Source organism: Planococcus sp. TJ-307 (assembly GCF_058268435.1).
This window is the reverse complement of sequence record NZ_JBZDOJ010000006.1, coordinates 61973-86624: the sequence shown is the minus strand read 5'-3', so window position 1 is coordinate 86624 and position 24652 is coordinate 61973. Positions and strand designations below refer to the sequence as shown.

The window sequence follows — 24652 nt, the reverse complement described above, 5'->3', positions numbered from 1 at the left end:
CCCGAACACGGCAGTTAAGCTCTTTTGCGCTGATGGTAGTTGGGGGTCTCCCCCTGTGAGAGTAAGACGTCGCTGGGCATTTCAAGACAAACAAGTCGTTACCGATTCCGGTAACGGCTTTTTTTGTATGACAAAACATCTCCGGTTATAAAAAGATGGCTGAAGCGCTAAACTTATGGGAATTCACCTTTTTATAATGCCGCAAAATAGCTTATATCTTAGTGCTTTAACCAGCCAGTCCATATGGTCAAAACTCAAATGCTGCTGATCTTTGAGATCTCCGATCCGACAACAAGCGGGATGGGAAATTCAACTTATTGAAAAAGTCGCTGCACTGCCATTTTGTTGCAAGTGGATGTGTTCTTATTAGTAGTTAAGTCTCAGTTTGAAGTATAACGAGAAAAAGAAGAAATCAGACGTTCAAAATGCGTGTTTTCGACTTACCTTACTTCTCTCAGTCCAGTGGTATCAGCTCGTATAGCTCTTCCGCTTTACTCTTTCACTTAGTCGTCGTCTTCTGCTACATGCAACAAAGCAGTTATGCAGTAATTTAGAGAAGTGTCCTTACACCAACTTCGGAAACGGAGGTGGCTGAGAGTCTATGGAGAGAGAAACGACTGAAAAGGTATGAATGCGAGTCCATGGCAAGCATCATAAACCTGTACATAGGAATAGTTGAAATCCTGATAGAATGAATAATATATTTTTTGTGTTTACACTGAATTCAACACTCCAGATGGCCGATAAGCTTTCTCGTAGCTATTGTTTCAACTACTCCAGCAGAAGTAATCTCTCTGCGCTTCAGATCTTGAGTGAAGTAAGTTTATCAGACTTCATACAGCGTTGGATAACTAAGATTCCTTTGTAGCAGCGCAGTTGAGACTAGTGAGAGGTAATTAGCTGAACCAACCACGTATAAAACGTGCGGTTCCTTCGGATAGAATTACTCCCTACTTGTTCATATCTGATCCGGCTTAAAGCCGGATCAGATATGAACAAGTCCAGACTGTCGAGAAACTGATAACAAGCCGTGGGTTTCCGAAGCTTACCGTTCGCTTTCCGCGGGCTCGCGTCCAAGCCTCCTCAGTCACGCTGTTCCCTGCGGGGTCTCGGCCGTCTCGCTTTCTCGCTAGAGTCGAACGGACGCTTCTCCAACCCACTTAGTAAAGACTCACTTTTTGAATGCAGCGGAAGGCAGCGACTCCTACGGGAACAGCGGCGGAGCAAAGCGACAGAGCGACACGAGCTAGAGCCACTAGACTGAGCAGAGCGAGGGAAGCGGCAGAAACCGTGCCCGTGGAATGCATCCGGCTGAAGCGAAATGGATGTGTGATGCCCTTTTTCAACAAGCTTTACTTGTTGCCGTTAGAACTTTGTCATTTATGTTTCTCTTCGCCAGCTTTATCCTCCTCTTCATTTTTCGATTCTAAGAAAGGAATAGATAAACTTCCTATTAATCAGCAACTAGCTTAGGGCGGGTATGTATATAAGCTAAATGTTAAAGGAGTATTCTTCGGTTCATGCTCATTTCTTGTTTGCTCTTATGCGGCTCAATTGGGTTAAATAGTGTGATTGAAAATTTAACTTGCACAAAACTATTCACTATGGGATAAACGCTATTTTTCAAAGAAGTTCATCCACTTTTTTTATTGATTCGATGTATAAAATAATTCTCCCGTCTGTAAACTGGTTCAAAATCTATTAAAGAAATTTGGATAATTGAATAGATTTCCATACGCAGTAAGACTTTTCAAGTTTTTCGTTCTTGCATTCTTTTGAAATTTCCCCTAATATGAAAACTAATTCTTGTAGGAAACTGAAAGATTGAAAGGGTGTAGAGATTGGATGTGAATCCGTGGCTTATGGTATTGATCATATTTTCGATCAATATCGTTTACGTAACATTTTTTACCGTGCGGATGATTATGACATTAAAAGGCTATCGCTATTTGGCTGCCGTTGTCAGTATGGTGGAAGTCGTCATCTATATAGTAGGACTTGGATTGGTTCTTGATAATCTTGACCAAATCCAAAACCTTATTGCTTATGCATTAGGATACGGGTCTGGCGTTATCATTGGTTCCAAAATTGAAGAGAAGATGGCTTTAGGTTACATTACAGTAAATGTCATCACCAGTGAGGCTGGGGAATATTTGCCGAAGCAGCTTCGGGAAAGAGGCTACGGCGTTACGGATTGGAATGCCAATGGCCGCGATGGCGGGCGGCAGTCGATGCAAATTTTGACTCCCCGAAAAATGGAAATGAAATTGTACAAGGCCATCCAGGAAATTGATCCAAAGGCTTTTATCATCGCGTATGAACCCAAAACGATCCATGGCGGATTTTGGGTAAAGACAGTGAAAAGGGGCAATTTGTTTAAATGAGTAAAAATACCACATGGTTCGAAGTTGAGGAACATGAATCCATCTCCCAATGCTTGGAGCGAATGAAAGAACAGGGCTATGCAGCGGTTGGCCGAAAAGAAGAGCCTTTATTTGAAGAAATAAATGGACAGCCGGTGCCGATCAGGCAAATTGTTAAATTTAAAGGGACTAAACTGGAATAATAACAAAATATCCCTTTTAAAACCGAACGATTGAAAATATGAATACCCTATTGTTCGACTTTATCATTGACGGACTTTAAAGAGCTTGTTATGATAAACAAGGATACCCCATATATGCAGAAGAATTGGCTTCTGCGTCTCTACCAGGACACCGTAATGTCTGGACTATGCGGGAAAGCAACTTAAGTGGGTCGTAAAACGAAGGATGGGCTTTTCTGCGCCATCATCCATGAATTCGTTTCATTTACAGTCCTTAAGTAAACTGCTTTTCACGTTATGTGAGCAGTTTACTTAAGGGCTTTTTATTTTTTAAAGGAGAGTGTAATCGATGAATCCGCGAATTGGCATCATTATGGGAAGTACGAGTGATTGGGAAACAATGAAACATGCGTGTGATGTATTGGATGAATTGGGATTGGCCTATGAAAAGAAAGTGGTTTCAGCACATCGGACACCGGATTTGATGTTCAGCTATGCCGAACAGGCACGTGAGCGAGGACTTCATGTCATCGTTGCGGGAGCAGGCGGAGCCGCGCATTTGCCGGGCATGGTAGCAGCAAAGACCACATTGCCGGTTATCGGTGTACCTATTCAATCCAAAGCGTTAAACGGCTTGGATTCCTTGTTATCCATCGTTCAGATGCCAGGCGGTGTTCCAGTGGCGACTGTGGCCATTGGCAAAGCAGGCGCAGTGAATGCAGGCCTGCTGGCAGCGCAAATACTGGGGACAGTCGATGAAGCAGCGGCACAAGCATTACAGGACAGACGGGACCGGACAGCGGCTGCCGTTATAGAAAGTTCAGGTGACTTGATATGACAAAAACCATTTTGCCGGGCCAAACCATTGGGATTATCGGTGGTGGACAGTTAGGACGCATGATGGCTTTGGCAGCAAAAGAAGCCGGATTCAAAATTGCCGTGCTTGATCCGGGAATGGATTCGCCAACAGGTCAAGTGGCAGACATCCAAATTGTTGCTCCTTTCAATGATCAGCATGCGCTGGAAGAATTGGCAGAAGTGAGCGATGTCATCACGTATGAGTTTGAAAACATCGATGTTGAGGGATTGACGAAGCTCGCAGAAATCGCCTATGTGCCACAAGGAGCCGAATTGATTCGTGTGACACAGGATCGGATTTTTGAGAAGCAAGCCATTTCAGAGGCTGGTGCAACGGTGGCTGACTACATAACGGCTGCTACATTTAACGAACTTAAAGAAAAAAGCAGTGGGCTGCCCCTTCCTTTCGTTGTCAAAACGGCACGCGGCGGATATGACGGCAAAGGACAGCAAACGGTTGCTTCTATAGATGAACTGCATTTGGCAGAACCGCTTTTTGAAAATGGTGAATGTGTGGCAGAAGCTTTTGTGAAATTCACGAAAGAAATTTCAGTAATCATTCAGCGCAATGTCCATGGAGAAACAGCTATTTTGCCCATCGGGGAAAATATTCACAAAGATCATATTTTGCATGAAACGATTGTACCGGCTCGAATCGGTAAAGAAACGCTCGTTCAAGCACAGCAAGCAGCTGAAAAAATTGCAGCACATTTAAATATGATTGGCACGCTGGCGGTTGAAATGTTTGTCTTGGAAAATGGCGGCATCATCGTTAATGAGCTGGCTCCGCGTCCGCATAACTCCGGACATTACTCAATCGAAGCCACAAACATCTCGCAGTTTCATCAGCATGTCCGTGCCGTTTGCGGATGGCCGCTGCGACAGCCGAAGCTGTGGTCAGACGCGGTAATGGTCAACATACTGGGCGAACATGTTGCTCCGCTCACTTCGAAAATCGCACAATTTCCGAATTGGTCAATTCATTTATACGGAAAAGACGAAGCGAAGCAGAAACGGAAGATGGGACATGTTACGATATTAACGGAAGACTTAGAGGCAACTTTGAGTGAAATAGACGCATCCGGCATCTGGCCGGAATAATTGGAGGAACTTACTAATGATCGCACGCTACACACGGCCTGAAATGGGCGCAATATGGACAGATGAAAACAAATACAATGCTTGGCTGGAAGTTGAAATTCTGGCATGTGAAGCTTGGGCTGAAATCGGCGATATTCCTAAAGAAGACGTGGCAAAAATCCGCAAGGGCGCTTCTTTTTCAGTAGACCGCATTTTGGAAATCGAAGAAGAAACCCGCCACGATGTGGTAGCTTTCACTAGAGCGGTATCAGAAACATTGGGCGAAGAACGCAAATGGGTTCATTACGGCTTAACCTCAACAGATGTGGTGGACACAGCGCTTTCATACTTGTTAAAGCAAGCTAACGTTATTATCCGTAAAGATTTAACGAACTTCATTGAAATTCTCGCGAACAAAGCGAAAGAACACAAAATGACGGTCATGATGGGCCGTACACACGGTGTCCATGCAGAACCGACGACTTTCGGTTTGAAGCTTGCGTTGTGGCATGAGGAAATGAAACGCAACTTGGAACGTTTTGAAGCAGCGGCGGCTTCCATTGAAACCGGAAAAATGTCCGGTGCAGTTGGAACTTACGCCAACATCGATCCGTTTGTGGAAGCTTATGTCTGCAAAGAGCTGGGACTTGCAGCATCGCCAATTTCCACACAAACCTTGCAGCGCGACCGCCATGCACAGTATTTAAGCGTTCTTGCATTGATCGGTTCATCCATTGAAAAATTCGCTACAGAAATCCGCGGACTGCAAAAATCCGAAACACGTGAAGTGGAAGAATTTTTTGCCAAAGGTCAAAAAGGCTCTTCTGCAATGCCGCATAAACGCAACCCAATCGGTTCTGAAAATATGACAGGGCTTGCCCGTCTGATTCGCGGCTACATGCTGACAGCTTACGAAAACGTTGCCCTTTGGCACGAACGCGATATTTCGCATTCATCTGCTGAGCGCGTGATTTTGCCGGATGCAACCATTGCGCTGAATTACATGTTGAACCGTTTTGGCAATATCGTCAAAAACTTGACAGTATTCCCTGATAATATGAAACGCAATATGGATTCAACGCTTGGCCTGATTTATTCGCAGCGTGTGCTATTGGCTTTGATCGATAAAGGGATGGCCCGTGAAGCGGCATATGACACAGTTCAGCCGTGTGCAATGGAAGCGTGGGAAAACCAGACGCATTTCCGCAAAATCGTGGAAGCAAATGAAACGATCACTTCTAAGTTATCTAAAGAAGAATTGGATGACTGTTTCGATTACAACCATCACCTGCAGCAAGTGGACATGATTTTCGATCGACTTGGACTAAACTAAACGGGGGCTTTTAAAAATGGAAAAAGGTCAGTTATTGTACGAAGGAAAAGCAAAACGCTTGTATGCAACGGACGAACAGGGAATTTTGTGGGTGGAATATAAAGATTCAGCTACGGCCTTCAACGGTGAAAAGAAAGAGGAAATTACCGGCAAAGGCATTTTGAACAATAAAATCACGTCACTGATTTTCACGAAATTGCAGGAAGCGGGCATTGCTTCTCACTTCATCAAGCAATTGTCTGACCATGAACAATTGGTGCAGAGCGTCAGCATCATTCCATTGGAAGTCGTGGTCCGCAACATTACAGCCGGCAGCATGGCCAAACGCCTCGGGATTGAAGAAGGTGTGGCTATCAGCCGGCCGGTAGTGGAGTTTTATTTGAAAGATGATGAATTAGGCGATCCATTGATCACTGATGAGCACGTCGACATGCTGAACTTGGCAACTGCAGAAGAAGTAGCAGAGCTCAAGCAAAAGGCGCGTGAAATCAATAGCATCCTCATCGGCTTTTTCAAAGAAGTTGGGGTCGATCTGGTGGATTTCAAGATCGAATTTGGCCGCGACACGGACGGCAACATTCTGTTGGCAGACGAGATTTCGCCGGATACGTGCCGGCTTTGGGATATGGAAACAAAACAAAAGCTCGATAAAGACGTATTCCGCCGCAATCTAGGGAACTTGACTGAAGCGTACGAACTCATTTTAACTCGTCTAGGAGGACAACACTCATGAAAAAAGTGAAAATCTATGTAACATTACGTGAAAGTGTATTGGACCCACAAGGTTCTGCAGTTATGGGCTCTCTTCATAAAATGGGCTATGGTGAAGTGGAAGACGTACGAATCGGCAAATACTTGGAATTGGTTATCGCAGACAGCGAACGGGATGTGGATGCATTGGTCAACGAGCTTTGCCATCGACTGTTAGCAAACACGGTAATTGAAGATTACCGGTACGAAATTGAGGAGGTTGTCTCGCAATGAAATTCGCAGTGATTGTTTTCCCCGGCTCCAATTGTGACTTGGATATGTACCACGCGGTCAAGGACGAACTAGGTGAAGAAGCAGAATACGTATGGCATGACTCGAAAGATTTGAGCAGCTACGACGGCATTTTGCTGCCAGGCGGATTTTCTTACGGCGATTACTTGCGCTGCGGCGCGATTGCCCAGTTTTCAGGGGTCATGGACGAAGTGAGAAAAGCAGCAGAAGCAGGAAAACCGGTTCTTGGAATTTGCAATGGCTTCCAAATCTTAACGGAGGCTGGACTATTGCCAGGCGTTCTTTTGCGGAACAAAAACTTGAAGTTCATGTGCCGTAACGTTGGGTTGAAAGTCGAGAACAATAATACGTTGTTCACCAACGAATACGCGCAGGGCCAGGAAATCCAAATTCCAATCGCTCACGGAGAAGGCAATTATTTCTGCGACGATGCAACATACACCCACCTCAAGGAAAACAATCAAATCGTCTTTACGTATGCAGATGATTTTAATGGCAGCCGAAACAATATCGCAGGCATCATCAACGAGCGCGGAAACGTGCTTGGCATGATGCCGCATCCAGAACGCGCGGTGTCCGACTTGATCGGCGGCAAAGATGGATTGGCTTTATTCAGATCAATCGTAAAACAGTGGAGGGAAGCACATGTCAGTCATGCTTGAACCAAATGCTGCTCAGATAAAAGAACAGAAAATTTATCAGCAAATGGGCTTATCGGATGCAGAATTCGCAATGGTCGAAGAGATTTTAGGAAGAACTCCAAACTACACAGAAACCGGGTTGTTTTCGGTCATGTGGTCTGAACACTGTTCTTATAAAAATTCAAAACCGGTCTTGGCTAAGTTTCCGACCAAAGGGGAACGCGTCCTTCAGGGGCCAGGCGAAGGCGCTGGAATTGTAGACATTGGCGACGGACAAGCGGTCGTGTTCAAGATGGAGTCGCATAACCACCCTTCAGCTATCGAACCTTACCAAGGCGCTGCTACTGGCGTTGGCGGAATTATCCGCGATGTTTTCTCGATGGGTGCACGTCCGATTGCATTGCTAAACTCACTGCGTTTTGGTGAATTGACGACTCCACGAGTAAAATACCTATTTGAAGAAGTGGTTGCAGGAATTGCAGGTTACGGAAACTGCATCGGCATTCCAACAGTCGGCGGCGAAGTCCAGTTTGATGAATGCTATGACGGCAACCCATTGGTCAATGCCATGTGCGTCGGGTTGATCAATCATGAAGATATCCAAAAAGGCATTGCAAAAGGCACTGGCAATCCCGTTATGTACGTCGGCGCTAAAACCGGGCGCGACGGCATCCACGGAGCAACCTTCGCTTCAGAGGAATTGACCGACGGCTCTGATAAAAACCGCCCAGCTGTACAAGTAGGCGATCCATTTATGGAGAAGTTGTTATTGGAAGCTTGCCTGGAATTAATCAAATCGGATGCGTTGATCGGTATTCAGGACATGGGTGCGGCCGGATTGACTTCATCTTCAGCTGAAATGGCTTCAAAAGCCGGATCAGGCATCGAAATGGATCTCGACCATATTCCGCAGCGTGAAACTGGCATGACGGCTTACGAAATGATGTTGTCTGAATCCCAGGAGCGCATGCTTATCGTGGTCCAAGCAGGACGTGAACCTGAAATTGTTGAACTGTTTGAGAAATATGGACTGGACGCAGTAACTGTCGGCACTGTGACAGACGATTCGACGCTTCGTTTGAAGCATAAAGGGGAAATTGTCGCAGAAGTGCCGGTTGATGCACTGGCAGAAGATGCACCTGTTTACCACAAGCCATCAGCAGTCCCTGCCTACTATACAGAGTTCCAGCAGTTGGACAATGTTGAACCAAAAATCTCGGATTACACCGAAACCTTGACGGCTTTATTGAAGCAGCCGACTATCGCTTCAAAAGAATGGGTCTACGATCAATACGATCACCAAGTGCGCACAAGTACTGTAGTCAGCCCAGGATCGGATGCAGCAATTGTCCGCGTCCGCGGCACCAACAAAGGCCTTGCCATGACAACAGATTGCAACTCGCGCTATATTTACCTGGATCCGGAAATAGGCGGCAAAATCGCAGTGGCGGAAGCAGCACGCAATGTGGTTGTTTCTGGTGCAAAGCCTCTTGCCATCACCGATTGCCTGAACTTCGGCAATCCGGAAAAACCAGAGATTTTCTGGCAGCTTGAAAAAGCGGCAGACGGCATGTCTGAAGCTTGTACCATCCTGGATTCTCCAGTTATCGGCGGAAACGTCTCGTTATACAATGAAACCAACGGCACCGCCATTTACCCGACGCCGACAATCGGCATGGTCGGTCTTGTTGAAGACCTGTCGCACGTTACGACACAAGATGCCAAGAAACAAGGCGACCTGGTGTATTTGATCGGGGAAAGCTTTACGGAATTCGGCGGCAGCGAACTGCAGAAAATGGTCGAAGGACGCATTTTCGGCAAAGCGCCAGCCATCGATTTGACCGTAGAAGCAAAACGCCAACAGGAAATTCTTTCAGCTATCCAGCAAGGCCTCATCGCATCAGCGCATGACGTAGCAGAAGGCGGCGTTGCCGTGGCATTGGCCGAAAAAACATTCGGCAACGGGTTGGGAATGGACGTTACATTGTCTGGGTCCGCGACAACGGCTTTGTTCAGCGAATCGCAATCTCGCTTTGTTGTAACGGTTAGCCCGGAGAAAGCAGCACAATTTGAACAGCTTGTATCAGACGCCAAGAAAATCGGCCAAGTCACGGGAGACAACTTAGTAATCAACGGTGAAGACGGTCCGGCTTGGGTCAACGATTCAGTCGCAACGCTTCGCTCAGCTTGGAAAGGAGCTATCCCATGCTTGCTGAAATCAGAAGCTTAAATGAAGAATGCGGTGTCTTCGGAATATGGGGCCATCCCAATGCGACTCAACTGACCTATTACGGACTGCACGCGCTGCAGCACCGAGGCCAAGAAGGCGCAGGAATTGTATCAACAGACGGAGACGCGCTTCGTGCATTAAAAGGCGAAGGCATGGTCAGTGAAGTGTTCACGCCTGAAAAAATAGAGAATATTGCGGGGCACGCAGCTATTGGCCACGTGCGTTATGCAACAGCAGGAGGCAGCGGCATTGAAAATGTCCAGCCCCTGCTCTTTAATTCAACTACTGGCAGTTTGGCAATTTCCCATAACGGCAATTTGGTTAATGCGACACAGCTAAAAGGCCATTTGGAACGCCAAGGAAGCATTTTTCAAACGACTTCTGATACAGAAGTGCTGGCACATTTGATTAAAAGAAGCGGCTATGCAACGTTTGAAGAGAAAGCGAAAAATGCTTTGTCTTTATTGAAAGGGGCATTTGCCTGCGTCATCTTGACCGAAGAAGCGATGTATATTGCTTTGGATCCGAACGGCTTGCGTCCGCTTTCTCTTGGCAGACTCGGAGATGCGTGGGTAACAGCGTCGGAAACCTGTGCGTTTGATATTGTTGGAGCGGAATTTGTCCGTTCGGTTGAACCGGGTGAATTTCTGATTGTCACAAAAGACGGCATGCGTGCCGAACGGTTTGCTTATCCGGAAGAGCGTTCGATCTGCACCATGGAGTACGTCTATTTTTCCCGTCCAGACTCGGATATCGATGGCATCAACGTTCATACAGCAAGAAAACGGCTTGGTGTGCAGTTAGCAAAAGAAGTGCAGATTGAGGCAGATGTGGTAACCGGCGTTCCGGATTCCAGTATTTCGGCAGCAATCGGCTACTCAGAACAAAGCGGCATTCCGTATGAATTGGGATTGATCAAAAACCGCTATGTGGGACGCACCTTTATCCAGCCTTCCCAGGACCTTCGCGAACAGGGCGTCAAGATGAAACTGTCGCCAGTCCGCCAAGTGGTCAAAGGCAAGCGCGTTATCATGGTGGATGATTCGATCGTCCGCGGCACGACTTCACGGCGCATCGTCAACTTGCTGAAAGAAGCAGGGGCAACGGAAGTGCATGTGGTCATCAGTTCACCGCCCATTAAAAATCCTTGCTTTTACGGCATTGATATCAGCACGGCTGGCGAATTGATCGCTGCCAATAATACAGTGGAAGAAATGCGTGAAATTATCGGTGCAGATTCGCTAACCTTCCTGTCAGTGGACGGCATGGTCCAAAACATTGGACGGACCGATCCAGGCTCGAAATGCGGCCATTGCCTGGCTTGTTTTACAGGCGAATACCCAACCAATATTTATCCAGATACAGTATTGCCGCATGAAAAAGAAAAGGTAAAATAAGGGGGAACCGGTGTGTCAAAAGCATATGAAAAAGCAGGCGTCAATATCGAAGCTGGCTATGAAGCGGTTAACCGCATGAAATCCCATGTGGAACGGACAGCACGCAAAGGAATGCTGGGTGCGTTCGGCGGCTTCGGCGGCATGTTCGATTTGTCTGAGCTGAAGTTGAAAGAACCGGTTCTTGTTTCGGGAACGGATGGCGTGGGCACGAAATTGAAGCTCGCCTTCATGGCAGACCGCCACGATACAATCGGCATCGATTGCGTCGCGATGTGCGTCAATGACATTGTTGCGCAAGGTGCTGAACCTTTGTTTTTCCTGGACTATATCGCAGTCGGCAAAGCGGTTCCTGAAAAGATTGAACAAATTGTCAAAGGCGTTGCGGACGGCTGTGTTCAAGCTGGAGCCGCATTGATTGGCGGGGAAACGGCGGAAATGCCGGGTCTTTACGAAGAGGACGAATACGATATCGCCGGTTTTGCGGTCGGTGCTGCGGAAAAATCCAAAATCGTCACCGGAGAAAAAATCGCAGCGGGCGATGTTCTGATCGGCCTTGCTTCGAGCGGCATCCATTCCAATGGCTATTCGCTCGTGCGCCACATCATCTTTGACCAAAACAATTTGACGCTCGACCAAAAAGTCGAAGGCTACGAAGCACTGGGTCCGATTGGTGATGTTCTGTTGACGCCGACCAAAATATACGCTAAGGCGGTTGCAGCCATCGGCAATGAAACGGCGATTCACGGCATGGCTCATGTAACAGGCGGAGGTTTTATTGAAAACATTCCGCGGATGATGCCGGACGGTTTAGGCGCGGAAATTGCCATTGGCAGCTGGCCGGTACTTGATGTATTCACCTTGTTGAAAGAAAAAGGTGAATTAGGCGACCGTGACCTGTATTCGGTTTTCAATATGGGCATCGGCTTTGTCTTGGCTGTCGCGCCTGAAGATGCGGAGCAGGTCCTGAAAACGGCGCAAGCAAACGGTGAGCAGGCGTTCCAGATTGGCCGCGTTTCCAGCACAGAAGGCGTTCAATTCGAAGGTGAACAGGACGGCACGCTGAATGAATAAACCAAAAATCGCTGTTTTTGCGTCAGGCAACGGCTCTAATTTCCAAGCCATTGCAGACGCCATCGCTGGCGGCAAACTGCAGGCAGAACTGGTGCTTGTTGTAACAGATAAACCGCAAGCCTTTGTCTTGGAGCGTGCGCGCAAGGCACAAGTAGCTGCTTTTGCTTTTGTGCCATCTGAGTTTGAATCCAAACAGCTTTACGAACAGATGCTCAAAGAAAAACTGCTGGAGCAGGGAGTGGAGTGGATCGTATTGGCGGGCTATATGCGCTTGATTGGTCCGGTTCTGCTGGCCGCTTATGAAAACCGCATCGTCAATATCCATCCGTCCGTCTTGCCGGCTTTTCCAGGCAAAGACGCCATTGGCCAGACGCTGGCAGCAGGTGCTGCAGAAGCGGGTGTCACCGTGCATTATGTGGATGCTGGCATGGATACAGGCAGCATCATTACACAGCAGTCGTTTCCCGTTGCGGGACGCGGACGCGAAGAAGTCGAACAACAGATCCATCAGATTGAACATGAATTATATCCTGCAGCTTTGCAGCAATTATTCGACCGGTAATACTGCCGGTCTTAATCTTTAGGAGGACTATTTGTGAAAAAAAGAGCGTTACTCAGCGTATCGGATAAATCAGGGATATTGGAATTTGCACAGGAACTGGAAAAGATGGGCTATGAACTGCTATCAACTGGGGGCACCAAGAAGTTTCTTGAAGAAAATGGAGTCTCTATTACAGCGGTAGATGAAATTACCAAATTCCCAGAAATTTTGGGTGGCCGTGTAAAAACCTTGCACCCGCTTGTTCACGGTGGATTATTGGCTAAGCACGATGATGCCGAACACCAAAGCCAGATGGCTGATAACGGCATTTCACCAATCGATATTGTGTGCGTCAATTTATATCCATTCCGCGAAACCATTGCCAAACCCGATGTATCAGTAGATGATGCCATTGAAAACATCGATATTGGTGGACCAACGATGCTGCGTTCTGCTGCAAAAAATCATGCTTACGTCACGGTCATCGTCGATGCAGCGGACTATCCTGCAGTATTGGCTGAATTACATAATGAAAAGGCAACCACATCTGAAACAAGACGCCGTTTGGCTGCGAAAGTTTTCCGCCATACTGCTGCGTATGATTCGTATATCTCCAATTACTTGACTGACTTGACGGGCGAAGAATACCCGGATCAATTAACGCTTACGTATGAATTGTCCCAAACCCTTCGCTACGGGGAAAACCCTCATCAAAAAGCCGCATTCTACCGCAGCCCGCTCGGATCGGATTTTTCTATTGCCAATGCCAATCAAGTGCATGGCAAAGAATTATCGTATAACAACATCCAGGATGCCAATGCTGCCCTTCAGATCATCAAAGAATTCAAAATGCCGGCAGCTGTTGCTGTTAAACACATGAACCCTTGCGGCGTCGGGACAGGCGAAACGATTGCGGAGGCTTTTGCAAAAGCCTATGAAGCCGACTCGACCTCAATTTTTGGCGGCATTGTCGCCTTGAACCGTGAAGTGGATGCAGAAACTGCCAAGCAATTAGCGACGATTTTCCTGGAAATCATTATCGCTCCAGCCTTTTCCAATGAAGCGATTGAATTGCTGACACAGAAAAAGAACATCCGTCTTTTGACGATTCCATTCGACAGCAAAACTACAGACAAATGGAACACGGTTACCGTTGAAGGCGGCTTGTTGATCCAGCAGCCGGACGTTTTCGGGTATGAGGATGCAGACATTCAGGTTGCGACAGAGCGCCAGCCGACTGCTGATGAACTAGCTGCACTTAAACTGGGGTGGAGTGTCGTCAAACATGTTAAATCAAATGCCATTGTCGTATGCAATTCTGAAATGACTTTGGGCATCGGAGCAGGGCAGATGAACCGTGTGGGATCTGCCAAAATCGCTTTGGAGCAAGCGGGTGAGGCGGCAAAAGGCGCTATCATGGCATCAGATGCATTTTTCCCGATGAACGATACAGTGGAAGCTGCTGCACAAGCAGGTATCAAAGCCATTATCCAGCCAGGCGGTTCCAAGAAAGACCAAGAGTCAATCGACAAAGCGAACGAATATGGAATTGCCATGGTCTTTACGGGCATCCGTCATTTCAAACATTAATCGAGGTGAAGCAAGATGAAAGTACTGGTCATTGGAAGAGGAGGGCGGGAACACGCCATCGTGCGTCAGTTCGCCAAATCACCATCCGTTACAAAAGTTTTTGCAGCACCGGGAAATGATGGAATGCGAGAAGACGCTGAAATAGCCGGGATTGATGAAATGGACTTTGCCGGTTTGGCGGATTTTGCTGAACAGCAGGGAGTGGACTTCAGTTTTGTCGGTCCTGAACAGCCATTGTCCCAAGGCATCGTCGATTTTTTTGAAGCCAAAGGGCTCCGCATTTTTGGACCATCTAAAGCGGCAGCTCAAATTGAAGGCAGCAAAGCTTTTGCTAAAGAATTGATGGAAAAATACAAGATTCCGACCGCAGGTTACGAAACGTTTACAGAAGTTGCTCCAGCAATTGCTTTTATCCGGCAGCACGGTGCGCCTATTGTCATCAAGGCTGATGGCCTCGCTGCCGGCAAAGGGGTTGTGGTGGCATTGACGGAAGAAGATGCGGTTAACGCGGTCAACGATATGCTGGCAGGACAAAAATTTGGCGGATCGGGATCCAAAGTGGTCATTGAAGAATTTTTGGATGGCGAAGAATTTTCATTTATGTCTTTTGTCTACGCTGGCAAAATTTATCCAATGGTTATCTCCCAAGACCATAAGCGTGCATATGACGGCGACCGTGGTCCGAATACCGGTGGCATGGGCGCTTATTCTCCAGTCCCACAAATTCCACAGGCGATTATTGATGAGACCTTTACAAAAATTGTGGAGCCGGCTGTCCAAGCGATGGCATCGGAAGGAACACCATTTAATGGCATTCTCTATACCGGCGTCATTTTGACAGAAAAAGGCCCTAAAGTCATTGAGTTCAACGCACGTTTTGGAGACCCGGAAACTCAAGTAGTGTTGCCCCGGATGACTACCGATTTTGGTGTTTTTATCGATACGGTTTTAAAGGGCCAGCAAGCTCCACTCGAGTGGGACGATCAAGCGATGCTTGGAGTGGTCATTGCGGCAGATGGTTATCCAGAGGCAGTGAAAAAAGGTGCTCCTTTGCCTGAATTGACCAAGCTTTCAGGAGTTGAAGTGACTCATGCTGGAACAAAGCTGTCGAATGGCAGCTATGTCGGCAATGGTGGCCGTGTGCTGCTTGTTTCTGCAAGCGGACCATCTATCCACAGTGCTCAGGAAAAAGTCTATGAGCAGCTCGAAAGTTTGCATTGGAACGGCTTTTTCTACCGCACCGATATCGGATGGCGTGCAAAATAATTTTATATATGCTATAATCTTAAATGACACAAATTCGACAAGAAGCTGTGTCATTTTTGTTTTATTGCCTGCCCTATAGGTGATAAAAGCCAAAGTTGAGGATTTTCAACAGCCCACGTTTACCTCTATTTAAACTCCAGAATGGCAAACCCGTTACGACCTCAGAAACAAAATTAGCAGGGCATTAAAAATTGAAGGGAGACAGATTATGAATTGGTATGAAAAATTAAATCAGTATTTTCCAGTTGAAGAAATGAAGTCAAAAGAGCACATGGATGCATTGCTTAAAGAAAAAGGCAGCGTCTACTACAAAGATGAGGGTCCTTACCATGTCTTGATGTATGCAGAGTTTCCGAACTTTACCTTTGTGGATTATTTGTTTGTTGCAAAAGAATCCCGCGGCATGGGTCTTGGTAAAAAGACCTTGCAAATGCTAAAAGACAAAAACAAACCGATCATCCTGGAAGTCGAGCCGGTCAATTACGAAGACACGGACACGGAAAAACGTTTGCGTTTTTACGCGCGTGAAGGATTCGAACATGCGTCCTCAATCGGCTATTGCCGACGTTCTTTAGCAACAGGTGAAGAAAATTCCATGGAAATTTTGTACTGGACTCCGAGCGGAGAAACAGAAGAACAGATTTTTGAAGGAATGCAGAAAATGTATCAGGACATTCACACTTACAAAGACGAACAGTTCTACGGAGAATCGTATGATTCCGTTTCGGACGTGTTAACTTTTCAAGAAGAAGAGAAAAAAGATGTCTTGAAACCATTCAGCGATCCAATCAATAATTAATCTAAAATCCACGCCCAAAGCGTGGATTTTTTGTGTCCCCGTTAATCAGAATGTTCCCTTTTTTAAAGGGGATAACTGTATTTCAGTGTATAATTATGCTACGATATTAAGTATTGAAATAGCAGAAAGAAGGTGCTGACAAATGGTAAATCCTCTATGGAAGAACACTGAAATTCGAAATCAATTAAAAATCGTCACAAAGGAAGTTGCACCAAATCTAGTGTTGACCAATGCAACTTATCTCCACGGGATCTTTAAAAAATGGGTAACAGGGAACATCTGGATATCGAATGACCGAATCGTTTATGCTGGAAAAGAGATGCCAAAAATCGATGACTCTACTGAAGTAGCAGACATGACGGATAAATTTATTGTGCCAGGTTACATAGAACCCCATGTTCATCCTTCTCAATTATACAATCCTCAAAGTTTTGCAGATTATGCAGCTCAAGGCGGAACGACGATGTTCCTCTCCGACAACTTGACATTTTTTTTAGCGCTTGAAAATGAGAAAGCGTTTTCATTGCTGGATCAACTGAGGGAGTTGCCTTTTAGTTTTTACTGGTGGACTCGTTTTGATTCGCAAACAGAGTTAACTGATGAAGATCAACTATTCACTTCGAAATCTGTTGGGGAATGGCTTGATCGCCAGGATGTATTATTGGGTGGAGAGTTAACCGGCTGGCCCAAACTGATGGCGGGCGACGACCAAATGCTGTACTGGATTCAAAAAGCCAAAATGGGTCTGAAGAAAATTGAAGGGCATTTCCCGGGTGCCTCGGAAAAGACATTGGCCCGCATGCGTTTGCTTGGCGCAGATGGCGATCACGAAGCAATGACAGTAGATGAAGTAGAAATGCGCTTGCTTCATGGCTATGGCGTAACGCTTCGGCATTCATCCATCCGGCCAGATCTTCCCAATCTGCTAAAAGGGATTGTTGAGCGGGACTTGAACGTCTTTGACAAGCTGATGATGACAACGGATGGCTCAACCCCGGCTTTCCATTTGGATGGCGTCATGGACCTGTGCATTAAAATTGCACTTGAAGCGGGAGTACCGCCGATTGATGCATACATGATGGCGTCTTACAACGTGGCACGTTATTACAATGTAACCAGCCTGCATGGATTGATTGCGACAGGCCGCTACGCCAATTTGAATATTCTCGATACGCTGGAAAATCCAGTGCCTTCGGGAGTGCTCTCCAAAGGAGTCTGGCTGAAAAGAGATGGTGAGAAAGTCCAATCATTGCCGAATATCGATTGGTCAATTTTGCCGGATCTTGACATCGACTATGAACTGACAGATGACGATTTCCAATTTTCAATGCCTTTTGGGATTGAAATGATCAACGATGTCATTACAAAACCATATACAGTTAGCGTGGACAGCCACGATTCCGATTTATCAAAATTGCATGATGAAAGCTTTTTAATGCTTATTGATAAAAAAGGGAAATGGCGCGTTAATACCTTGATCAAAGGCTTTGCACCGGGATTGGACGGTTTCGCTTCTTCGTATACGAATACAGGCGATATCATTTTGATCGGCAAAAGCCGGAGTGACATGTGGCTGGCTTTCAATGAATTGAAACGCCTGAAAGGCGGAATCATTCTGGCTGAGAACGGTGAAATTGTACAATCTCTTCCGCTTCCTCATGGAGGTGTGATGTCGGATCTGCCGATGGAACAGTTGATCGAACAGGAAAAAGAGCTGAAAAAAGCACTCAAAGAACGAGGCTATAAGCATGGCGATGCTGTTTACACACTGCTGTTTTTGCAAGCAACTCACTTGCCGTATGTCCGCATCACGCAAAAAGGAATTTACGATGTCATGAATAAAAAAATCTTATTTCCGGCGTTTATGAGGTAAAGTCCGATGAAAAATTTTGCGTTCATTATGGGAATCCTACTGGTGCTCGCGGCATTTACTGCAGGATTTTGGCTGATTTTAAAGGAAGACCCTGTTGAAGAACCGTCAATAAATGACGCTTTGACTATTGCTCCTTTCACGGGAGAAGAAGCGGTGCCGCCGGCAAATCGGCGAACGGTTATGGCAGTCATTAATAACCATCCGGATGCCCGTCCGCAAACAGGGCTTGCAGAAGCAGACATCGTTTTTGAAATGATTGCCGAGTATGATGTGACGCGTTTTGTAGCGCTTTACCAAAGTGATTTTCCGGATGTGTTCGGTCCTATCCGCAGCGCCAGGGAATATTTCGTCGGGCTTGCTGCTGCTTACGATGCTTTTTTTGTGGCTCATGGCTACAGTCCTGATGCACGCGTAATGCTGGAATCTGGAATAGTCGACCATGTCAACGGCATCCAGCATGATGGAACGCTTTTTCAGCGATCATCTGATCGCATCGCCCCTCACAATTCTTATATTACACTTGAGAATATCGAAGCAGCGATGGAAACTGTGCAGGCTTCTCCAGAATACAGCGGAAACTCGCCTTATTATTTCTCTGGCTCGGCTGAAAATGATAAACTTGAGGAACAGGCTCTTTCGGTGAGGGTGGAGTATGGGACAAACGAGCTGTTTTTCAGTAACTTTACATACGATGGCCAATCGCATCTGTACAGCCGATCGTCCGGCGGCATACCGACAACCGATAAAGAGACCCTGGAAACAGTTGAAGTTTCCAATGTCCTGGTTTTTGAAGCGCAGCACCAAACTGTCGATTCCGAAGGGCGCCAGTCAATCGATTTGGCCAGTGGTGGAAATGCACTGCTCTTCCAAGGCGGCGGTGTTCGTGAGATAGAATGGAGTTCGTTTGACGGAATGCTCGTGCCAACTATGGACGGCGAACCCGTGAACTTGGCACCGGGGAAAACTTGGATTCACATTGTCCCATCTTCCCCTGGTATGGAAAGCTCCGTCAGCCATACGCCATGACGATCAGAGCAATGAAAGGATGTTGAAGCTGCATGCAAGTTGATAAAATTAAAGGCCATCAAACCGATCAATTGATCGAAGCCGTGTTGGCTTTGAAGGATAAAGAAGAAGCCTATCGTTTTTTTGACGATTTGTGCACGATCAGTGAAATTCAATCAATGTCACAGCGGTTGGAAGTGGCGCATATGCTTCGCATGAAAAAAACGTACGAAAAAATAAAAAATGAAACAGGCGCCAGCACTGCCACCATCTCCCGTGTCCGCCGCTGCCTGAACTACGGCAATGACGGCTATGATGAAATGCTGGGCCGTCTTTATCCAGACGAAAAACCGTTCGAACTGCCAAAAGACTGAACAGAGAACCGACTCTGTTCGGTTTTTTTGTTATAATAAATTGATAATAAATGATGCAAAGTTGGGTGAAACGAGATGGATTTCAAAACATGGCGGCATGTCTTTAAATTAGATCCGGCAAAAGCGATACCGGATGGACATTTGGAACGAATTTGCACATCCGGGACCGATGCCATCTTGATTGGCGGCAGCGACAATGTCACACTCGACAATGTCCTTCATTTAACGGAGCGTGTACAAAGTTATGGCCTTCCGATGGTACTGGAAGTGTCCACCATTGATTCTGTGGCACCGGGTTTTGACTATTATTTTATCCCGACAGTACTCAACAGCGAGGACCCCAAGTGGATTAAAGGACTTCATCATGAAGCAATCCGCGAGTATGGAGAAATTTTGGACTGGAGCGAACTGATCCCGGAAGGCTATTGCATTTTGAATGGCGACTGCAAAGCAGCCCGATTAACTGGTGCCAAAACAGATTTGGCTGCGGATGAGGTTTTGGCTTATGCTCGCCTGGCTGAGCATTTTTTCCGGCTGCCCATTTTTTACATGGAATACAGCGGCATATATGGAGATATGAACCTGGTTCGCAAAGTGAAAGACGTGCTGGCTGAAACCCGTTTATTTTACGGTGGCGGCATCGATTCAGCTGGCAAAGCAGTTGCTGCATTAAACGTTGCAGATACCATTGTGGTTGGCAATATTATTTATGAAGATATCGATAAAGCGATTAATACCGTAGAGGCAGTTGCGGAAACGGCTGACAAATCGTTATAATAATAAGAACGAATGTTCGAGGTGGTGCACAATGGAATTGATAACGAAGAATTTATTGAACGGAATGAACCCGGAACAAGCAGAAGCAGTTAAGACGACTGAGGGGCCCCTATTGATTATGGCCGGTGCAGGATCCGGGAAAACACGGGTACTGACGCACCGGATTGCTTATTTGGTGCTTGAAAAACAAGTTTACCCATCCAATATACTGGCGATTACGTTTACTAACAAAGCGGCGCGTGAAATGCGCAACCGGATTGACGGATTGCTTGGGCATGGAACGGGCCAACGCATGTGGGCTTCAACGTTTCACTCGATGTGCGTGCGGATTTTGCGTCGTGACATCGACCGCTTAGACATGTCCAGAAACTTTTCAATCTTGGATACGACCGACCAATTGACGGTCATCAAAAATGTCCTGAAGCAGCAAAACCTGGATCCGAAAAAATACGAGCCCCGGACAATGCTCAATGCCATTTCGTCGGCAAAAAACGAATGTATTGATGCCACACAGTTTGCTGCAGACATGAATCAATTTAACCCGTATGAAAAGACCGTATCTGATGTTTATACAGCATATGAGAAAAGATTGAAGAAAAACCAATCGCTTGATTTTGATGACTTGATTATGACGACCTTGAATTTATTCAATATGGTCCCTGAAGTGCTGGAATATTACCAAAACAAATTCCACTACATCCACGTGGATGAGTACCAGGATACCAACAACGCCCAGTACCAGCTGGTCCAGAAGTTGGCCAGCAAGTTCAAAAATATTTGCGTGGTTGGTGATTCGGATCAGTCGATTTATCGCTGGCGCGGAGCGGACATCACCAACATCTTGTCATTTGAGAAAGATTACCCGAACGCTAAAGTGATTATGTTGGAGCAGAATTACCGCTCAACAAAGCGCATTTTGCAGGCTGCGAACGATGTAATTCAGAAAAACACCAGCCGCTATCCGAAAGAATTGCGGACCGACAACGACGAAGGACCGGCGATCACCTTGCACAAAGCAGGAGATGAACGTCAGGAAGCACAATTCGTTGTGCAAACCATCCAACGATTAATGGATGAAGAAAACTACAAGACTTCAGATTTCGCTATTCTTTACCGTACCAACGCCCAATCACGGATTATGGAGGAAATGTTCGTCAAATCGAATATGTCCTATACGATTGTCGGCGGAACCAAGTTCTATGACCGCAAGGAAATCAAAGATCTGTTGGCGTATTTGCGGCTGATCGCAAACAACGACGATGATTTGTCGTTAGCGCGTGTTATCAATGAGCCAAAGCGTGGAATAGGTGCCACTTCTTTTGAAAAAATGGCGCGTTTTGCGATTGAACAGGATCGCACCATCATGGATTCATTGCAAGAAGCTGACTTTATGGGGCTGACCGCAAAAACAGCGCAAACGGCACTGGAATTCCGCACCATGATTGATAGCTTTACGCAAATGCAGGAATATTTATCGGTCACAGAGTTGGTGGAGGAAGTACTAAAAAAATCAGGCTATCGCCAAATGTTACAGGCTGACAAAACGATTGAAGGTGAAAGCCGTCTGGAAAACTTGGAAGAGTTTCTATCGGTGACCAAGGCATTTGAAAAGCAAAGCGATGACAAATCACTGGTTGCCTTCCTGACGGATTTAGCGCTTATTTCAGATATTGATTCTTTGGATGATGAAGAAGATGCAGACGGTCCGATTATTTTGATGACAATGCATGCAGCAAAAGGTTTGGAATTCCCTGTCGTCTTTATTATCGGACTGGAAGAAAACGTCTTTCCGCATGCCCGTTCGAATAATGACGACGAAGAATTGGAAGAAGAGCGGCGTCTGGCTTATGTTGGAATTACGCGCGCTGAGAAACGGTTGTATTTATCGCATGCATCTTCCCGCACGCTGTTTGGCAAAAGCAATTTCAATATGCCATCCCGCTTTATTTCGGAGATTTCGGAAGACTTGATTGAACAAACCACAGCGCATCACCGTGCCGGTGCAGTTACAAGCTATAAACAAGTTCCAAAACGGGCAGCGGTAACACGTCCAGGCTACAACCAGTCGGGTGGAGAAAAGCTTGGCTGGAAAACCGGTGATCGGGCAGTGCATAAAAAATGGGGTACTGGTACGGTCGTTAGCGTCAAAGGCGAAGGCGAACAAACCGAACTGGACATTGCATTCCCAAGCCCTGTCGGCATCAAACGGCTGTTGGCCAAATTTGCGCCGATTGAAAAAGTATAATCGGGAGGAAATTTTATGGATCGCATAAAAGCGGAAGAACGCGTAAATGAATTGAATGAACTGCTACGGAGCTATGGCCATGCCTATTATGTGCTGGATAAGCCGGCTGTTCCCGATGCTATCTACGACCAACTATTGAATGAATTGATCCAGTTGGAGACCCTTTATCCTGATTTAGTGTTTCCGGACTCTCCGACTCAACGCGTTGGCGGAACTCCAATTTCCTCCGTTGCCAAAGTAACGCATGCCCGTCCGATGCTCAGTTTGTCCAATGTCTTCGGGGAAGAAGATTTGCAGGAGTTCGACAAACGAGTACGCAGCGGGGCAGGCGACGGCATCGAATACGTCTGTGAGCTGAAGATTGATGGCCTGGCGGTGTCGCTCATGTACGAAGACGGCAAGTTTGTCAGAGGGGCTACGCGTGGGGACGGGCGCATAGGGGAAGACATTACGGTCAACCTCCGGACCATCCAGTCAATTCCGTTAAGGCTGAAACAGCCGGTTACACTTGAAGTGCGCGGTGAAGTTTTTATGCCGAAAGGATCCTTCCTGGCTTTGAATGAACAGCGGGCCGAACGGGGCGAAGAACTGTTTGCCAATCCGCGCAATGCCGCGGCAGGATCGCTGCGCCAATTGGATCCGAAAATAGCAGCAAGCCGCAATTTGGATGTCTTCATTTATGGAATTGGCGGCGACGGAGAAACTTACGGCTTGTCCGAACATGATGAGTCGCTCAGTTACCTTTCGGAGCTCGGATTTAAGACCAATGAAGAACGGAAGGTTTGCACGAGTGTAGAAGAAGTTTTGGCCTATATTGAGAAATGGACAAAAAATCGTACTAAGTTATCTTACGAAATCGACGGCATCGTCATTAAGGTCAATCGTTTTTTGCACCAGCAGGATCTGGGGTTCACAGCGAAAAGCCCGAAATGGGCCACAGCATACAAATTTCCTGCAGAAGAAGTGATGACAACGGTCCGCAATATTGAATTAAGTGTTGGCCGAACAGGTGTAGTGACACCAACGGCCATACTGGATCCAGTTTCTGTTGCAGGCACAACGGTGCAACGGGCTTCTTTGCATAACGAAGATTTGATCAAGGAAAAAGATATTCGCATCGGCGACAAAGTCATTATCCGAAAAGCGGGAGATATCATTCCAGAAGTGGTTTCAGCCATCGTGGATCAGCGGACCGGGGATGAGCTGCCTTTCGAGATGCCGACCCATTGCCCGGCGTGCGACAGCGAGCTTGTCCGCATCGAAGGGGAAGTCGCTCTTCGTTGTGTCAATCCGCAATGCCCCGCACAAATTACGGAAGGGCTGATTCATTTTGTTTCCCGCAATGCTATGAATATTGACGGACTGGGTGAAAAAGTGATCGAACAGTTATACCGCGAAGGCCTGATTCGAGACATTTCCGACATTTACAAGTTGACTAAAGAACAGCTGTTAGAGCTGGACCGTATGGGCGACAAATCAGCTTCCAACTTGATTTCGGCCATCGATGCTTCCAGAAGCAATTCAATGGAAAAACTGCTGTTTGGCCTTGGCATCCGCCACGTAGGGGAACGGGGTGCACGTATTTTGTCCGAGCATTTTGGCACAATGGAGCAGCTGATGAATGCATCAAAAGAAGAGCTGGTTGACATCCATGAAATAGGTGAAAAAATGGCCGATTCCATTGTTGCTTATTTTGATAACGAAGAAGTTCGGGCGTTGATGGAACGTTTGCGCGAGGCTGACGTCAATTTAACATACACCGGCACACGGATCCGCGTAGAAGCAGGAGCCAATGCATTCGCAGGCAAAAAAATCGTTTTGACCGGCAAGCTGGAGCAATTGACCCGGCAGGAAGCCAGCGCGCAAATCGAAGCGCTCGGCGGCAAACTGTCTGGAAGCGTCAGCAAAAAGACCGATTTGCTGATTGCCGGCGAAGAAGCTGGTTCCAAGCTCGATAAGGCACTGGAGCTGAAGGTGGACATCTGGGACGAAGAACGTCTCGTTGAGGAATTGAACAAATAAGGG

Annotated in this window: 21 protein-coding genes, 1 rRNA gene and 1 riboswitch; all 22 genes read left to right on the top strand. The window is 46.7% G+C overall.

The genetic code is table 11. From position 1 onward, the window contains the following. Window positions 1–78 (top strand): 5S ribosomal RNA (rrf, locus tag AC4EHK_RS17545); the annotation flags it as partial. 1784 nt (window positions 79–1862) lie between these two features. Next, window positions 1863–2384: a DUF2179 domain-containing protein gene (locus AC4EHK_RS17540; protein WP_490980051.1), complete on the top strand. Its 522-nt coding sequence runs from the start codon at window positions 1863–1865 to the stop codon at window positions 2382–2384. Then, the gene (locus AC4EHK_RS17535) at window positions 2381–2566 is read left to right on the top strand and encodes an NETI motif-containing protein (protein ID WP_490980045.1); all 186 of its coding nucleotides are present in this window, start codon (window positions 2381–2383) and stop codon (window positions 2564–2566) included. Before AC4EHK_RS17540 ends, AC4EHK_RS17535 begins: the two co-directional genes overlap by 4 nt. Before the next feature lie 88 nt (window positions 2567–2654). After that, a riboswitch (purine riboswitch) is annotated at window positions 2655–2754 on the top strand. Between the two features lie 140 nt (window positions 2755–2894). Further along, complete coding sequence (gene purE, locus AC4EHK_RS17530) at window positions 2895–3383, top strand: 5-(carboxyamino)imidazole ribonucleotide mutase (protein WP_490980044.1); 489 nt, start codon at window positions 2895–2897, stop codon at window positions 3381–3383. Further along, window positions 3380–4504 carry a 5-(carboxyamino)imidazole ribonucleotide synthase gene (gene purK / locus AC4EHK_RS17525; RefSeq protein WP_490980043.1) on the top strand — a complete coding sequence of 375 codons (1125 nt, stop codon included), beginning with the start codon at window positions 3380–3382 and terminating at the stop codon, window positions 4502–4504. Before purE ends, purK begins: the two co-directional genes overlap by 4 nt. Before the next feature lie 16 nt (window positions 4505–4520). After that, on the top strand, window positions 4521–5816 hold the full coding sequence (gene purB / locus AC4EHK_RS17520; protein ID WP_490980042.1) for an adenylosuccinate lyase: 1296 nt from the start codon (window positions 4521–4523) through the stop codon (window positions 5814–5816). A gap of 16 nt (window positions 5817–5832) precedes the next feature. Next, a complete protein-coding gene (gene purC / locus AC4EHK_RS17515; RefSeq protein ID WP_490980041.1) occupies window positions 5833–6549 on the top strand; it encodes a phosphoribosylaminoimidazolesuccinocarboxamide synthase in 717 nt (238 codons plus the stop codon). Beyond that, window positions 6546–6800 carry a phosphoribosylformylglycinamidine synthase subunit PurS gene (gene purS / locus AC4EHK_RS17510; RefSeq protein WP_490980040.1) on the top strand — a complete coding sequence of 85 codons (255 nt, stop codon included), beginning with the start codon at window positions 6546–6548 and terminating at the stop codon, window positions 6798–6800. Before purC ends, purS begins: the two co-directional genes overlap by 4 nt. Then, window positions 6797–7480 carry a phosphoribosylformylglycinamidine synthase subunit PurQ gene (gene purQ, locus AC4EHK_RS17505; RefSeq protein ID WP_490980039.1) on the top strand — a complete coding sequence of 228 codons (684 nt, stop codon included), beginning with the start codon at window positions 6797–6799 and terminating at the stop codon, window positions 7478–7480. The genes purS and purQ overlap by 4 nt, the downstream gene beginning before the upstream one ends. Beyond that, complete coding sequence (gene purL / locus AC4EHK_RS17500; RefSeq protein WP_490980038.1) at window positions 7464–9689, top strand: phosphoribosylformylglycinamidine synthase subunit PurL; 2226 nt, start codon at window positions 7464–7466, stop codon at window positions 9687–9689. The genes purQ and purL overlap by 17 nt, the downstream gene beginning before the upstream one ends. Further along, window positions 9665–11086: an amidophosphoribosyltransferase gene (purF, locus tag AC4EHK_RS17495; protein WP_490980037.1), complete on the top strand. Its 1422-nt coding sequence runs from the start codon at window positions 9665–9667 to the stop codon at window positions 11084–11086. Before purL ends, purF begins: the two co-directional genes overlap by 25 nt. A gap of 12 nt (window positions 11087–11098) precedes the next feature. After that, the gene (gene purM, locus AC4EHK_RS17490; RefSeq protein ID WP_490980036.1) at window positions 11099–12157 is read left to right on the top strand and encodes a phosphoribosylformylglycinamidine cyclo-ligase; all 1059 of its coding nucleotides are present in this window, start codon (window positions 11099–11101) and stop codon (window positions 12155–12157) included. Further along, window positions 12150–12719, top strand: a complete 570-nt coding sequence (purN, locus tag AC4EHK_RS17485) for a phosphoribosylglycinamide formyltransferase (RefSeq protein ID WP_490980035.1) — start codon at window positions 12150–12152, stop codon at window positions 12717–12719. Before purM ends, purN begins: the two co-directional genes overlap by 8 nt. A gap of 33 nt (window positions 12720–12752) precedes the next feature. Beyond that, complete coding sequence (gene purH, locus AC4EHK_RS17480; protein WP_490980034.1) at window positions 12753–14288, top strand: bifunctional phosphoribosylaminoimidazolecarboxamide formyltransferase/IMP cyclohydrolase; 1536 nt, start codon at window positions 12753–12755, stop codon at window positions 14286–14288. A 15-nt stretch (window positions 14289–14303) separates the two neighbouring features. Then, window positions 14304–15554 (top strand): phosphoribosylamine--glycine ligase, encoded by a 1251-nt coding sequence (purD, locus tag AC4EHK_RS17475; protein WP_490980033.1) that lies wholly within the window; start codon window positions 14304–14306, stop codon window positions 15552–15554. Window positions 15555–15762: 208 nt separating this feature from the next. Next, window positions 15763–16353, top strand: a complete 591-nt coding sequence (locus AC4EHK_RS17470) for a GNAT family N-acetyltransferase (protein ID WP_490980032.1) — start codon at window positions 15763–15765, stop codon at window positions 16351–16353. Between the two features lie 142 nt (window positions 16354–16495). Continuing rightward, a complete protein-coding gene (locus tag AC4EHK_RS17465; protein WP_490980031.1) occupies window positions 16496–18226 on the top strand; it encodes an adenine deaminase C-terminal domain-containing protein in 1731 nt (576 codons plus the stop codon). A 6-nt stretch (window positions 18227–18232) separates the two neighbouring features. Continuing rightward, the gene (locus AC4EHK_RS17460) at window positions 18233–19252 is read left to right on the top strand and encodes a DUF3048 domain-containing protein (protein WP_490980030.1); all 1020 of its coding nucleotides are present in this window, start codon (window positions 18233–18235) and stop codon (window positions 19250–19252) included. Window positions 19253–19284: 32 nt separating this feature from the next. Beyond that, complete coding sequence (locus AC4EHK_RS17455; protein ID WP_490980029.1) at window positions 19285–19605, top strand: YerC/YecD family TrpR-related protein; 321 nt, start codon at window positions 19285–19287, stop codon at window positions 19603–19605. A 75-nt stretch (window positions 19606–19680) separates the two neighbouring features. Next, window positions 19681–20382: a heptaprenylglyceryl phosphate synthase gene (pcrB, locus tag AC4EHK_RS17450; protein ID WP_490980028.1), complete on the top strand. Its 702-nt coding sequence runs from the start codon at window positions 19681–19683 to the stop codon at window positions 20380–20382. Window positions 20383–20413: 31 nt separating this feature from the next. Beyond that, the gene (gene pcrA / locus AC4EHK_RS17445) at window positions 20414–22627 is read left to right on the top strand and encodes a DNA helicase PcrA (RefSeq protein ID WP_490980027.1); all 2214 of its coding nucleotides are present in this window, start codon (window positions 20414–20416) and stop codon (window positions 22625–22627) included. 15 nt (window positions 22628–22642) lie between these two features. Next, window positions 22643–24649, top strand: a complete 2007-nt coding sequence (gene ligA, locus AC4EHK_RS17440; RefSeq protein WP_490980026.1) for an NAD-dependent DNA ligase LigA — start codon at window positions 22643–22645, stop codon at window positions 24647–24649. Window positions 24650–24652 lie beyond the last annotated feature (3 nt).

Coding starts and splice junctions, on each gene's coding strand:
- purD (WP_490980033.1), top strand. CDS start 14,304: ATGAAAGTACTGGTCATTGGAAGAGGAGGGCGGGAACACGCCATCGTG.
- purC (WP_490980041.1), top strand. CDS start 5,833: ATGGAAAAAGGTCAGTTATTGTACGAAGGAAAAGCAAAACGCTTGTAT.
- AC4EHK_RS17540 (WP_490980051.1), top strand. CDS start 1,863: ATGGTATTGATCATATTTTCGATCAATATCGTTTACGTAACATTTTTT.
- purQ (WP_490980039.1), top strand. CDS start 6,797: ATGAAATTCGCAGTGATTGTTTTCCCCGGCTCCAATTGTGACTTGGAT.
- AC4EHK_RS17535 (WP_490980045.1), top strand. CDS start 2,381: ATGAGTAAAAATACCACATGGTTCGAAGTTGAGGAACATGAATCCATC.
- pcrA (WP_490980027.1), top strand. CDS start 20,414: ATGGAATTGATAACGAAGAATTTATTGAACGGAATGAACCCGGAACAA.
- purK (WP_490980043.1), top strand. CDS start 3,380: ATGACAAAAACCATTTTGCCGGGCCAAACCATTGGGATTATCGGTGGT.
- AC4EHK_RS17465 (WP_490980031.1), top strand. CDS start 16,496: ATGGTAAATCCTCTATGGAAGAACACTGAAATTCGAAATCAATTAAAA.
- pcrB (WP_490980028.1), top strand. CDS start 19,681: ATGGATTTCAAAACATGGCGGCATGTCTTTAAATTAGATCCGGCAAAA.
- AC4EHK_RS17455 (WP_490980029.1), top strand. CDS start 19,285: ATGCAAGTTGATAAAATTAAAGGCCATCAAACCGATCAATTGATCGAA.
- AC4EHK_RS17470 (WP_490980032.1), top strand. CDS start 15,763: ATGAATTGGTATGAAAAATTAAATCAGTATTTTCCAGTTGAAGAAATG.
- ligA (WP_490980026.1), top strand. CDS start 22,643: ATGGATCGCATAAAAGCGGAAGAACGCGTAAATGAATTGAATGAACTG.
- purF (WP_490980037.1), top strand. CDS start 9,665: ATGCTTGCTGAAATCAGAAGCTTAAATGAAGAATGCGGTGTCTTCGGA.
- purS (WP_490980040.1), top strand. CDS start 6,546: ATGAAAAAAGTGAAAATCTATGTAACATTACGTGAAAGTGTATTGGAC.
- purE (WP_490980044.1), top strand. CDS start 2,895: ATGAATCCGCGAATTGGCATCATTATGGGAAGTACGAGTGATTGGGAA.
- purB (WP_490980042.1), top strand. CDS start 4,521: ATGATCGCACGCTACACACGGCCTGAAATGGGCGCAATATGGACAGAT.
- purN (WP_490980035.1), top strand. CDS start 12,150: ATGAATAAACCAAAAATCGCTGTTTTTGCGTCAGGCAACGGCTCTAAT.
- AC4EHK_RS17460 (WP_490980030.1), top strand. CDS start 18,233: ATGAAAAATTTTGCGTTCATTATGGGAATCCTACTGGTGCTCGCGGCA.
- purL (WP_490980038.1), top strand. CDS start 7,464: ATGTCAGTCATGCTTGAACCAAATGCTGCTCAGATAAAAGAACAGAAA.